Source organism: Maritalea mediterranea, assembly GCF_021568695.1.
Lineage (GTDB): Bacteria > Pseudomonadota > Alphaproteobacteria > Rhizobiales > Devosiaceae > Maritalea > Maritalea mediterranea.
Genome location: NZ_JAKGTI010000002.1, coordinates 535769 through 547710, shown reverse-complemented (window position 1 = coordinate 547710; position 11942 = coordinate 535769). Strand labels below are relative to the sequence as shown.

The 11942-nt window shown below is 54.3% G+C and carries 13 protein-coding genes; 7 read left to right on the top strand and 6 right to left on the bottom strand.

Annotated elements, in window-relative coordinates:
- Positions 1-11: 11 nt before the first annotated feature.
- The 4 genes from L1I42_RS11730 to L1I42_RS11715 are packed head-to-tail and all read right to left on the bottom strand — an operon-like array spanning position 12 to position 3518.
- Entirely contained in the window at positions 12-755 is a 744-nt protein-coding gene (locus L1I42_RS11730) for an ABC transporter ATP-binding protein (protein WP_236114715.1), read from the bottom strand.
- Positions 752-1588, bottom strand: a complete 837-nt coding sequence (locus L1I42_RS11725) for an ABC transporter ATP-binding protein (protein ID WP_236114714.1) — start codon at positions 1586-1588, stop codon at positions 752-754. The genes L1I42_RS11730 and L1I42_RS11725 overlap by 4 nt, the downstream gene beginning before the upstream one ends.
- Positions 1585-2490 carry an ABC transporter permease gene (locus L1I42_RS11720; RefSeq protein ID WP_236114713.1) on the bottom strand — a complete coding sequence of 302 codons (906 nt, stop codon included), beginning with the start codon at positions 2488-2490 and terminating at the stop codon, positions 1585-1587. Before L1I42_RS11720 ends, L1I42_RS11725 begins: the two co-directional genes overlap by 4 nt.
- An 11-nt stretch (positions 2491-2501) precedes the next feature.
- Entirely contained in the window at positions 2502-3518 is a 1017-nt protein-coding gene (locus tag L1I42_RS11715; RefSeq protein WP_236115057.1) for an ABC transporter permease, read from the bottom strand.
- A 212-nt stretch (positions 3519-3730) separates the two neighbouring features.
- Between L1I42_RS11715 and L1I42_RS11710 the strand changes: the two genes are divergently transcribed.
- The 5 genes from L1I42_RS11710 to L1I42_RS11690 all read left to right on the top strand — a co-directional run bounded on the left by L1I42_RS11710 (position 3731) and on the right by L1I42_RS11690 (position 8054).
- Positions 3731-4315 carry a cupin domain-containing protein gene (locus L1I42_RS11710; protein WP_236114712.1) on the top strand — a complete coding sequence of 195 codons (585 nt, stop codon included), beginning with the start codon at positions 3731-3733 and terminating at the stop codon, positions 4313-4315.
- Between the two features lie 46 nt (positions 4316-4361).
- The gene (locus L1I42_RS11705) at positions 4362-5948 is read left to right on the top strand and encodes an ABC transporter substrate-binding protein (RefSeq protein WP_236114711.1); all 1587 of its coding nucleotides are present in this window, start codon (positions 4362-4364) and stop codon (positions 5946-5948) included.
- Positions 5949-6088: 140 nt separating this feature from the next.
- Positions 6089-7006 carry a 2-dehydro-3-deoxygalactonokinase gene (locus L1I42_RS11700; RefSeq protein WP_236114710.1) on the top strand — a complete coding sequence of 306 codons (918 nt, stop codon included), beginning with the start codon at positions 6089-6091 and terminating at the stop codon, positions 7004-7006.
- Positions 7003-7617: a 2-dehydro-3-deoxy-6-phosphogalactonate aldolase gene (locus L1I42_RS11695; RefSeq protein WP_236114709.1), complete on the top strand. Its 615-nt coding sequence runs from the start codon at positions 7003-7005 to the stop codon at positions 7615-7617. The genes L1I42_RS11700 and L1I42_RS11695 overlap by 4 nt, the downstream gene beginning before the upstream one ends.
- A complete protein-coding gene (locus tag L1I42_RS11690; RefSeq protein WP_236114708.1) occupies positions 7614-8054 on the top strand; it encodes a YaiI/YqxD family protein in 441 nt (146 codons plus the stop codon). The genes L1I42_RS11695 and L1I42_RS11690 overlap by 4 nt, the downstream gene beginning before the upstream one ends.
- A 9-nt stretch (positions 8055-8063) precedes the next feature.
- Here L1I42_RS11690 and L1I42_RS11685 read toward each other — a convergent pair whose 3' ends face one another.
- The gene (locus tag L1I42_RS11685; protein WP_236114707.1) at positions 8064-9353 is read right to left on the bottom strand and encodes an NAD(P)/FAD-dependent oxidoreductase; all 1290 of its coding nucleotides are present in this window, start codon (positions 9351-9353) and stop codon (positions 8064-8066) included.
- Between the two features lie 2 nt (positions 9354-9355).
- Complete coding sequence (ltaE, locus tag L1I42_RS11680) at positions 9356-10408, bottom strand: low-specificity L-threonine aldolase (RefSeq protein WP_236114706.1); 1053 nt, start codon at positions 10406-10408, stop codon at positions 9356-9358.
- A gap of 100 nt (positions 10409-10508) precedes the next feature.
- Here ltaE and L1I42_RS11675 point away from each other — a divergent pair, with 100 nt between their 5' ends.
- Together L1I42_RS11675 and L1I42_RS11670 are read left to right on the top strand one after the other, a co-directional pair.
- Entirely contained in the window at positions 10509-11537 is a 1029-nt protein-coding gene (locus L1I42_RS11675; protein ID WP_236114705.1) for a P1 family peptidase, read from the top strand.
- On the top strand, positions 11534-11866 hold the full coding sequence (locus L1I42_RS11670) for an arsenate reductase family protein (protein ID WP_236114704.1): 333 nt from the start codon (positions 11534-11536) through the stop codon (positions 11864-11866). Before L1I42_RS11675 ends, L1I42_RS11670 begins: the two co-directional genes overlap by 4 nt.
- Positions 11867-11942 lie beyond the last annotated feature (76 nt).

Here is an 11942-nt window from a genome sequence, read left to right as displayed (position 1 = left end):
TTTATTTCACTTCAGGCGACATGTTCGTGCTTGCTGGCGTGATAAAGCTCTTGCGAATAGGCGTCGTTGAACTCGCCTTTGGCCAGTTGATCGCGTGTGGCAATCTCGACGATCTTGCCCTTTTTCATCACAGCCAATCGATCACACAGGAATGAGACCACGGGTAAGTCATGGGTCACCAGCAGGAAGGTCAGATTCTGATCTTTTCGCAATTGTTTGAGCAGGTTCAAAATCTCTGCCTGCACTGACACATCGAGCGCTGACGTCGGCTCATCCAGGAGCAACAATTTGGGTTTCAGCATCAAGGCGCGGGCGATGGCCACACGTTGTCGCTGGCCGCCCGACATTTGGTGCGGAAAGCGGAAGCGGTAGCGCTGGTCTAGCCCCACGGCATTGAGCATTTCGACCACACGGTCGCCATTGTCTTTAATGCCGTGGATAGCCAAGGGCTCACTCAATGTGGTGTCTACGGTCTTGCGCGGGTGCAAGGACCCATAGGGGTCCTGAAACACCATTTGTGAGATGCGGGAGATATCGGCCCGATTGCGCGGGTCAACTTTCTCGCCATAGAGCTTGATCTCGCCCGTCCATTCATCGTTCAAGCCGCAGATGGCTTTTAAAATCGTGGATTTGCCAGAGCCACTTTCGCCGACAAGGGCAAAGCTTTCGCCTTCATTGACCGTCAGGCTGGCGCCATGCACCACCTGCACAGATGAATAAGCGATGTTGAGATTGTTTAGGTCAATAGCACTCATGTTGCGGCCCATTGTGTTCGATCAAGGGTGGGAAGCTCGTCGCGCGTTTCATCAATGCGCGGCATTGCGTTCAGAAGGCCTTGGGTGTAGGGATGTGTAGCCTTGTGCAGCTCGCTGGCGTTGCACTGCTCTACAATTTCTCCTGAATTCATGATCAACACCCGATCCGCATAATTGGCAACCAGGTTCAAATCGTGGCTGATCAGAATAAGGCCCATGCCGTTTTCCTGAATCAGATTGTCGATCAAATCGAGCACTTGCGCTTGCACCGAAACGTCCAAGGCTGACGTCGGCTCGTCCGCAATCAGCAAATCCGGTTCAGGAATCAGCATCATGGCGATCATGATGCGTTGCCCCATACCACCGGACACCTCATGTGGGTAGAGCTTGGCCACGCGCGCCGGATCGTTGATGCGCACCTGGTCGAGCATATGCAGCACCTTTTCATCCAGCTCTTTGCGGGTGAGTTTCTGGTGTGTCCGCAATGCCTCGGCGATCTGGTCCTTAATGGTGAGGACCGGGTTGAGCGAGAATTTTGGATCCTGCATCACCATGGAAATGCGGGCACCGCGCAGTTTGCGCATTTGTCGTTCGCTTTGTTTGTTGAGGTCAATGCCATCAAATATGAACTTGTTGGCGGTCACGCGCCCGGGTGAACGGATCAGTTTAAGGATCGAGCGTCCGGTCATGGATTTACCGGAGCCGCTTTCGCCCACAATGGCGAGGCGTTCGCGGCCCAGATCAAAGCTAATGCCCTTGACCACCTCCACATCGCCTTGGTGCGTAGGGAAAGTGACGCGCAAATCTTCAATTTCAAGAAGTTTCTGGCTCATGATTTGCCCTCATTTTTCGGGTCAAGAATGTCGCGCAGGCCATCGCCAAGGAAGCAGAAGCCCAAAGATACGACAATGATTGCAAAACCGGGCATGGTGGCCACCCACCATTGATCCAGAATGAAGGCACGACCCCGAGAGATCATGGCGCCCCATTCTGGCAATGGGGGTTGCGCCCCGAGGCCCAAGAAGCCCAGGCCCGCCGCAGTCAAGATGATGCCCGCCATGTCCAGCGTGACACGCACGATCATGGAAGAAGTGCACAAAGGCAATACGTGATTGATGATGATGCGGGCCGGCGACGCGCCTTGCAATTTGATCGCATCGATAAATTCGGCATTGCGGAAGGTCAGCGTTTCTGCCCGCGCAATCCGCGCATAAGCTGGCCAAGCGGTGATGGCAATGGCGATGATCGCATTTTCAATGCCTGGCCCGAGCGCCGCCACAAAGGCCAGCGCCATGATCAGTTTCGGCATGGAGAGGAAAATATCGGTGATGCCCATCATCACCTTATCCACCCAGCCGCCGAAATAGCCGGAGATGGCGCCAATCACCAGACCAAGCGGTGCGGAGATCGCTGCCACCAGCAGCACGATCATCAGGGTCAGGCGCGAGCCATAGACCACGCGAGAAAAGATGTCTCGGCCCAGTTCGTCCGTCCCCATCCAATGCTGCCAGCTTGGCGGTAAAAGGCGGTTTTGCAAATCCTGCCCGATCGGGGAATAGGGCGCGATGAGCGGCGCGAAGGCCGCCATCAGCACCAGCACCACGACGATGATCAAGCCGGTGATCGCCAACGGGTTGCCCAGAAGCGAAAGCCACATGCGCCAGGCGCGGCCTGCAAAGGCCTGACCTTTTGAAGTGGGGCTGTCGGACAAAAGCCATTCAGTCATATTGCTCATCTTATGGCTCCTTACCGGCTTCTAGGATCAAGGACGCGGTACAGCACGTCAGAGATCTTGTTGATAAAAATAAACACGGCACCGATCACCAGCGTGGCGCCAAGCACGGCGTTCATATCGGCATTGAGCAGCGCCACAGTGAGGTAGTTACCAATGCCGGGCCAAGAGAATACGGTTTCAATCATCACGGAGCCTTCAAGCAAACCGGCGTAAGACAGGCCGATCACGGTGATCAGCGGCACGCGAATGGGCAAGAAGGCATGTTTCCAGATCACCTTATATTCTGGCACGCCCTTTACGCGGGCGGTGGTCACGAATTCTTGGCTGAGCTGATCCAGCATGAAAGAGCGAGTCATCCGCGCAATATAGGCGAGGGAGAAAAAGCCCAAAATAGAAGCAGGCAAGACCAGATGGTGGATGGCATCGTAAAAGATTTCCCATTCGCCCTGAAGCAGGCTATCCACTAGGATAAGGCCGGTGACAGGGGTCACGATGCCTTCATAGAAAATGCCGATACGGCCCGGGCCAGCGACCCAGCCCAAATGGCCATAAAACAGCGCAAGGCCCACAAGACCGAGCCAGAAAGCCGGCACCGAATAGCCGACAAGGCCCAATACGCGGAACACCTGGTCCACCCATTTGCCTTCATTGGCGGCGGAGAGTACGCCCATGGGCACACCCAACAGCACGCCGATAATGATGCCGATGGTGGCCATTTCCAGGGTGGCGGGGAAAACCCGTTTCAAATCTTCAATCACCAGTCGGCCGGTGGAGGCGGAGTTGCCCAGATCGCCCCGGAACACGTCAAATACATAAGAGAAGAACTGAACCACCAAAGGTTGGTCTAGTCCCATCTCTTGACGTGTGGCATCATAAAGCTCTTGGGTGGCACGGTCGCCCACAATGGCGAGCACCGGATCAATCGGGATCACGCGGCCAATGAAAAAGGTGATCGCCAACAGACCCAAAAAGGTCAGCAGCAGCACAAACACAAATTGTGCCAGCGTGAAGAGCCTTTTGAGCCAGATATTGTTGCTCCAGCCTTGTGCTGAAATATCGACAGTGTCGGATTGAGACACGGATCTACTCCCCCGAAGATTGCGGAATTTCGCTAAACTTGCATGGAAGAAAGTGCAAAATCAAACATTTTTTATCTATACAAAAATTATTTTGATAGTATATAACTTTATATATGCACGGCACCTGAACTCGTGACGTGTATGTGGAAGGGAGGCCCGGTTTGACCATCGCAGCATCGCAGACATTTGCCGTAGGAGGCTTGATTCGCGAACAGCGTCGCCGCATGAAGCTGACCTTGACGCAATTGGGCGAACGTGCAGGGGTTTCTGCGGGCTATCTCAGCCAGGTGGAGCGCGAGAATGCGGTGCCCAGCCTGGCAACCTTGGGGCAAATTGCTTTGGCGTTGGGATTGGAGATTGAACATTTCATTTCCATGCCCAAAGCCACAAATGCCATCACGCGGAAAGAGAATCGCGCCACGTTTCACATTGGCGACTCTTCGGTTGTTTATGAAAAGCTGGCCGTCGAGCACCCCGCAAACGAATTGTATTCCCTGATTCTGACGATCCCACCTGGCTATCAATCTGAGGTGGCGGCACATGAGGGCGAAGAAATCATTTATGTGCTGGAAGGCCAGATCCGGCAAACCATTGCTGATGCCAGCTATGTGCTGGGCAAGGGCGACAGTTTGCATTTTCGCGGCAGCCTTCCCCATAGCTGGTCTAACCCCTTTGAAGGGGCGGCAAAAATAATTTGGACCGGCACATTGACACTTTTTCGCGAGCTGAGTTTGGCGAAAAACTAAACCGGATTTGCACTGAATGGTGCAAACACCAAAGGAGGAAACGGAAGTGAAACTACTCAAATCCCTAATGTTGGCGGCGGCCTTTACCCTGCCAATGGCCGCGGGCGCTGCCCAGGCCGCAACGCCTGACAACGCTTTGGTTGTGGCGCAGAATATCGATGATATTGTGGCCATCGACCCGGCACAGGCCTATGAATTTACATCAGGCGAGCTGGTCACAAACATTTATGACCGCTTGGTGCAGTATGATGCGGAAGATCCCACCGTTCTGACCGATGGTCTGGCGGAAAGCTGGGACATTGATGCCGAAAACAAAACCATCACCTTCACCTTGCGCCACGGCGTGACATTCCACTCAGGCAACCCCGTTCGGCCTGAAGATGTGGTGTTTTCGCTCGGTCGCGTGATCAAGCTGGACCTTACACCCGCCTTTATTCTGGCACAGCTTGGCTGGACGCCGGAAAATGTGGATGAGATGGTCACAGCTGGCGACGGCACGGTGACCGTTAAATATTCAGGCGATTTTTCACCTGCATTCGTGATGAACGTTCTGGCTTCACGTCCAGCGTCTATCGTTGATAAAGAATTGGTGATGGCCAATGAAGTTGATGGCGATATGGGCAATGCCTGGTTGAACGCCAATTCAGCTGGTTCTGGCCCGTTCAAGCTGGGCCTTTACCGTCCGGCAGAGCTGGTGCGTCTGGAAGCCAATCCAAATTATTTCAAGCAAGGACCAAAGCTGAAATCAGTGTTGTTGCGTCACGTTGCTGAAAGCGCCACACAGCAATTGCTGCTGCAGTCTGGCGATGTGGACATGGCCCGTAACCTCACACCTGATCAGGTTGAAGGTTTGGACGGTGATGTGAAAGTTGAAACTTTCCCACAAGCTGCTGTGCACTTCTTGTCCTTCAACCAAAAGACCGACAGCCTGACACCTGAAGCGGTGTGGGAAGCGGCCCGTTACCTGGTTGATTATGAAGGCATGACCAACTCGATCATTAAAGGTCAAATGGAAGTTCACCAGGCATTCTGGCCTAAAGGCTTCCCTGGCTCATATGACGAAACGCCATATAGCTATGACCCTGCGAAAGCTAAGCAAATCTTGGAAGACGCTGGCATTGAAACGCCAATCACTGTTGATTTGGACGTGATCAACGCAGCGCCATTCACTGATATGGCGCAGTCTTTGCAAGCAAGCTTTGCGGACGCTGGCATCAATTTCGAGATCATTCCGGGCACTGGCTCACAAGTGATCACGAAATATCGTGAGCGTAGCCACGAAGCCATGCTTCTTTATTGGGGCCCAGACTTTATGGACCCACACTCAAACGCAAAAGCCTTTGCGTACAACTCTGACAACTCAGACGATTCATATGCAGCGACCACAACATGGCGCAACGCATGGGCCGTGCCGGAAGAGTTGAACGAGATGACCAAAGCGGCTTTGACTGAAAGCGATCCTGCGAAACGTCAAGAAATGTACCTTGAATTGCAGAAACGCGTTCAAGAGAAATCCCCAATCATCATTATGTTCCAAGCCTCTTATCAAGTGGCCATGGGCGAAAATGTAAGCGGGTATGTGAACGGTGCCACATCTGACTTTGTGTTCTACCGTCTCGTAGAAAAAGACTAATCCCTCCCTGGATTTGTCGTGAGCGGGCCGCTCGTTTTCCCTCGGGAAGGCGGGCGGCTCAATTTTTTGCGGAACGGATCGGTCCGTTTTTGACTTTGAAATTGATTTTCAGTGTTGCATAAGGTGCGGGGGAGTATTTTATGACCGCTGCTATTGATTATATCGCCCTGGATTGGGGCACCTCCAATGTCCGCGCATATGCCATTGATGGCGCTGGCCAAATCATGGATGAAGCCACAAGTGATAAGGGCATGGGGCAGCTTGAACCGCACCAGTTTGAACCCACCCTTTTGAACTTGACTGCGCCTTGGCTGTCTGAAGACCGGGTTATGCCAATATTTGCGTGTGGCATGGTGGGCGCGCGCGGCGGTTGGCAAGAGGCATCATACGGGCAGGTGCCATTTGATGTGCATCGCGCACTGAAACTCACCAGAGTAAAAACCCATGCCCCCCATATCGAGGTGCAAATTGTGCCCGGGCTGTGTCAACAAGCCCCTGCGGATGTGATGCGCGGTGAAGAAACCCAAATCTTTGGCCTGCTGGAAAAATATCCTGATTTCGAGGGCACCATCATTTTGCCCGGCACCCATTCAAAGTGGGCAGAAATCAAGTCGGGGCAGGTGACCGGGTTTAAAACCTATATGACCGGGGAAATGTTCAATCTGTTGTCAGAACAGTCTGTGGTGCGCCTGAGTGTTGCTGAAGAGGGTTGGGATGACGATGCCTTCCTCGAAGGCGTGAAAGATGCGATGTCTGCGCCGCAGGATTTTACCCATATGGTGTTTGGTTTGCGGGCGCAAAGCCTGTTAGCTGGCCTGACGCCCATTGAAGCGCGCGCCAAGTTGTCTGGCTTGCTGATGGGCATGGAAATCAAGTCGGGCATGGACAGTTTTGCCACCGGGCAGGTGGCGATTGTTGGCGGCGAGAAGCTGATGCGCATCTATCGAGCCGCCTTTGAAGAATTTGATATAGACCCGCTGTGCGATGTGGAAGAGAATTTCACCGTGCGCGGACTGAATTTGGTCGCGAAAGCGCAAAAAGAAGGAGTGGCGTCATGAACCATCGCCAATTGATCGCGATATTGCGGGGCATCACACCAGACGAAGCGGTGGATGTGTGTGCTGCTTTGGTCGAGGCGGGCATCACAATGATTGAGGTGCCGCTCAACTCCCCAAAGCCCCTGGATTCGATTGCCAAGATGCGCCAAGCGTTTGATGGCAAAGCACTGATCGGTGCGGGTACAGTGCTCACCCCACAGGATGTGGGAGAGCTGGTGGCGATTGACGGTCAGTTTGTTGTGTCCCCCAATTGCGACGTGGAGGTTATCCGCGCCACTAAAAAGGCCGGGTTGCAATCCTTTCCCGGCGTGCTGACCCCCAGCGAATGCTTTGCCGCCATTCATGCGGGGGCAGACGGGCTGAAAATCTTCCCCGCTTCGGTGATTGGCCCCAGCGGCGTCAAAGCCATGAAGGCCGTGTTGCCGCCTAAAATGCCGGTTTATGCCGTCGGCGGTGTGGATGCGGAAAATTTTGACGTCTGGGTGGAAGCGGGCGTGGATGGTGCCGGTATTGGCGGTGGGCTTTATAAGCCCGGCGAAGGCGCCAAAATAGTGCATACCCGCGCATTGGCCTTGGTGGACGCTTATGATCAGGCGTTTGCGAACCAGTGAGAATCTACGTTGATGGCGATGCCTGCCCGGTGAAGGCCGAGGTGCTGAAAGTTGCTGAGCGCTATCAGGTGCCGGTGACAATTGTCAGCAATGGCGGGCTGCGCCCTTCTCGCGATCCCATGATCCAAAACGTGATCGTGCCCCACGGGGCGGACGCTGCCGATGATTGGATTGCCGAGCATATTGGGGCGGGCGAGATTGTCATCACCGCTGATATTCCCTTGGCTAGCCGCTGTTTGGAAAAGCAGGCCCATGCACTTGGCCCCACCGGCAAGGCGTTTGATGCCCATAATATCGGCATGGCCTTAAGCATGCGCGAACTGAACCAGCATTTGCGAGAAACGGGCGAAAGCAAAGGTTATAACAGGCCATTTGACGCCAAAGACCGGTCAAACTTTTTACAGGCGCTGGACCGGCTGTTGGCGCAGGCAAGTTAGCGGGTTTGTCTAACCAATTTTCCCATATTTCAAAACCGGATAGCCCGCATGCATGGCGGCGGCACCGCATTCATAATAGGTAGATTTGGCAGCGGTGAGTTGCTCTTCATATTGTGTGATCGGGGCAAGCGGCAACAGGCTTTCATCTTGATTGATCAAAGCTTTGACCATTTGGGTGCCGAACAGGGTGCCCGGCCCGATGCCGCGGCCGGAATAGCCGAATGGTGCATAGCCCCTGCCGCTCAAATCAAGGATTTTCGGCAAGTGATCGGCCGTCATGGCGATTTTGCCGCACCATTGATGTGTGAAAGGCACATCGCCTAACTCTGGATAAAGGTCGCGCAGCTTTTGCCGTCCCCACATTTTATGAAAGGGAGCGGTGGCGTGATTCAGGCTGCCGATGGCCCCCAATATGAGGCGGTTTTCTGCATCCATGCGCAGGCTTGTCATCACCGTCGCGCAATCCCAAGTGCCTTCGCGATTGGGCAAAATTTTCGCCGCCAGATCTTGGCTCAGCGGTTCGGTCGCGGATTGGAAAAAGTGGACCGTTGAGAACTGATTTTTCGGATATCGCACGCGCTTCGTATCATAGGCGTTGGTGGCGATGATCACATATTTGGCCGTGAACTCGCCCTGCCGCGTGGCGACGCGCCAGGCCTCATCTTTTTGAACAGCGGTCGCCGGGCAGTGCTCGACGATTTTTGCCCCTGCATCCTGCGCGGCTTCGGCCAGACCTTGCGCATATTTCAGTGGATGGATGGTGCCCGCACGTGGATCGAACAGGCTAGCGACAAAATGGCGGGAGCCCAAACGTCTTTGCGATTCCGCTTCATCCAGCATTGTTACGGGCGCCCCACGGGCCGTGAGTTGCGCGATGCGCTTATCCAGATCTTTTTTGTGGTAATGGCTTTGGGCGCAATGCAACGTGCCATTGCGCACCGCATCACACTCAATCTGGTGCTGGTCAATCAGGTCAAACACAAGATCGGGCGCCGCCGCGAGGGCTTTATTGAGTTTTTCGCCGGCGGGCTTGCCCAGCGTGTCTTCCACCTCTTGCGGTGGAGTCCACAGCCCAGCATTCACCAGCCCGACATTGCGGCCCGATCCCCCATAACCGATCGTCTCGGCCTCCAACAAAATCACCTTCATCCCGGCTTTGGCCGCCTCGAGTGCAGCGGAACAACCAGAAAAGCCGCCGCCAATAATGGCGAGATCAACGCTTTGCTGATCATGGGTCCGATCAAATGTGGGCGCGTTGGCCGTGGCTTGCCAAAGATTGGTTTGAGGGGTGGCTGTCATGGCTAACCGTTAAAGCTCTTGAACGCTGAAATGATTTGATCGAGCTGATTGTCATCGATATTGCGGTGCAGCACAATGCGGCTTTCCGTACCGGCTGAAACAATGATCTTATGGTCTCGCATATGGGCGCCAAGCTTTTTGGCCCGATCCTTATCGAGATGTACAAACAGCATATTGGTCTGATTGTCCTGATAGATCACATCATATCGGCCAGTCTCGTTCAACGCATCAGCCAGCGCCTTGGCGCGTCGATGGTCATCGGCCAGATCGTCGACATAATTGTGCAGAGCAAAGCGGCCTGCCGCAGCGATAATGCCGGCCTGGCGCATCCCGCCACCAAGCATTTTGCGCCAGCGCTTGGCTTTGTGGATGAAGTCCTTGCTGCCCACCAGCACCGCGCCAACCGGGGCGCCCAAGCCTTTGGAGAGGCAGATATTGATGCTGTCAAACGGCGCGGCCATTGTGGGCGCATCAACGCCGAGTTTGACACAAGCATTGAACATGCGTGCGCCGTCGAGGTGCACATTCAGATTATGCGCCCGGCCTGCTTCTACGGCTGCCATGGTGCGTTCCATGCTGATGGCCTGACCGGAATTGGTGTTTTCCAGAACCAAGGTGGTGTTGATGGGAAAATGGCTGTCATCCGGCTTGATGGCGGCGTGAATATCTTCGGGGTTTAGGCTGCCGTCGTCTCGCACGGGCAGGGGGTCATAGGTCAGTCCACCCAAAACGGCCGCGCCCCCGGCCTCATATTTGAAAATATGATATTTGCGCCCGACCAAAATTTCATCACCGCGGGCATTGTGGGTCAGCATAGCCACCAGATTTGATTGGGTCGAAGAAGGAAGAAACAGCCCAGCCTCTTTGCCCAGTTTTTCGGCCATTTCCGCTTGCAGCGCATTTACATTTGGGTCGTCACCATAAACATCATCGCCCACATCTGCCGCGGCCATCACCTCGCGCAATTGGGCGTCTGGTTTGGTCACCGTGTCTGATCGCAGGTCAATAAAGTCTGCAATATTGTCGATATTCTGGGTTTGGAGATTTTGGTACATTTTAGGCAATCTGTTTTGGAAAATTTCGTCCGGGGCTGGTCAGCCGGAGATTGGCATGCCACACATTTTGGTGCAACCAATATGTAAAGGGATGTGAACAATGTACGGCCATTTTGATCAGCACGCGCAAGGCTATTGGCAATTGGTGCCCGGGGCCAATAACAATATTTGCGATGTGGATGGGGTGCGCGTTGGTCATGTGCAAAATCTTGAGGGCAATGCAGGCACCGGGGTGACGGCGCTTTTGCCGATGCAAGGCAATATCTACGCCAATAAACTGCCCGCCGGGTGCGCGGTGATCAATGGCTTTGGCAAGTCCACCGGGCTGATGCAGGTGGCCGAGCTGGGCGAGATTGAGACACCCCTTCTATTCACCAACACTTTCGGCGTGGAAACCGCGTCGCATGTACTCACCCGTCGTGCCATCGCCGCCAACCCGAATATCGGCCGACCAGAACCCACGGTGAAGCCGATGGTGTTTGAGTGCAATGATGGGCGGGTCAATGATATTCAAGCTATCGGTGTGAACGAAGAGATGATGCATGCGGCGCTGGACCAGACCGACACCGATTTCGCCCAAGGCACAGTGGGTGCTGGCACCGGCATGTGCACCTTCGGTTTTGCCGGTGGCCTTGGCAGCGCGTCCCGGCTGGTGGAAATTGATGGGCAAAGCTTCACGTTGGGGGCAATAGTGCTTTCCAATTTCGGACAACGTTCCAGTTTGCGGGTCTTTGGGCAAAATCCAGTCCGTTATCGCGGCGAGGATATGCCCGATAAGGGGTCCATCATAATCGTGATGGCCACAGACTTGCCGATGGATAGTTTGCAACTCAACCGTTTGGCGCGTCGCGCCGGGGCAGCATTGGGGCGGCTAGGCGGTCATTTTGGCCACCAAAGCGGCGATATTGGGCTGGCATTTTCGACCCGCAATGCCCGCAAGCGCGATGGCGCTGCTGTTATGGTACAGGAGCGACTTGCCGACCGCTTTATGGATCGGGTTTTTCTGGCAGGTGTCGAAGCCACCGAAAATGCCATTTTGAACGCCCTTTGGCACAGCGAACCGCATCAGGGTTATGATGGGTCTTACCTGCCACGCTGGCGTGATTTGTTTGAAAAGGAGCAATTATGATCACACTCTATGGACTGAAAAATTGCGACACATGTCGCAAGGCGATGAAGTCGCTGGAAGGGGCAGGGCGTCAGGTTGAGTTTCATGATGTGAAAAAGGAACCGCTTTCTCACGCGCTGTTGGCAGATTTCTTGAAGACGTTCGGGGCGGATAAGCTGGTGAACAAAAAATCTACGACTTGGCGGGGGCTAAACGAGGCGGAACGCAGCCGCGATCCGCTGGAATTGTTGATTGAGAATCCCAGTTTGATGAAGCGGCCTGTTATCATTGATGGGGAGAATGAGTATCTGGGGTGGGACAGGGCTGTACAATCGACATTGATAGGTTAAGCTCGCTCTGAATATTTTTAAAAACTTTTGACCCGACAGTGAACCGACCATCTGAATGGCCCGTAAACCAAGCAGA

Bases quoted from the DNA above. Each gene is read 5' to 3' on its own strand.
- L1I42_RS11670 (WP_236114704.1), top strand. From the start codon at position 11,534: ATGATCACACTCTATGGACTGAAAAATTGCGACACATGTCGCAAGGCG.
- L1I42_RS11720 (WP_236114713.1), bottom strand. From the start codon at position 2,490: ATGAGCAATATGACTGAATGGCTTTTGTCCGACAGCCCCACTTCAAAA.
- L1I42_RS11730 (WP_236114715.1), bottom strand. From the start codon at position 755: ATGAGTGCTATTGACCTAAACAATCTCAACATCGCTTATTCATCTGTG.
- L1I42_RS11700 (WP_236114710.1), top strand. From the start codon at position 6,089: ATGACCGCTGCTATTGATTATATCGCCCTGGATTGGGGCACCTCCAAT.
- L1I42_RS11725 (WP_236114714.1), bottom strand. From the start codon at position 1,588: ATGAGCCAGAAACTTCTTGAAATTGAAGATTTGCGCGTCACTTTCCCT.
- L1I42_RS11675 (WP_236114705.1), top strand. From the start codon at position 10,509: ATGTACGGCCATTTTGATCAGCACGCGCAAGGCTATTGGCAATTGGTG.
- L1I42_RS11695 (WP_236114709.1), top strand. From the start codon at position 7,003: ATGAACCATCGCCAATTGATCGCGATATTGCGGGGCATCACACCAGAC.
- ltaE (WP_236114706.1), bottom strand. From the start codon at position 10,408: ATGTACCAAAATCTCCAAACCCAGAATATCGACAATATTGCAGACTTT.
- L1I42_RS11685 (WP_236114707.1), bottom strand. From the start codon at position 9,353: ATGACAGCCACCCCTCAAACCAATCTTTGGCAAGCCACGGCCAACGCG.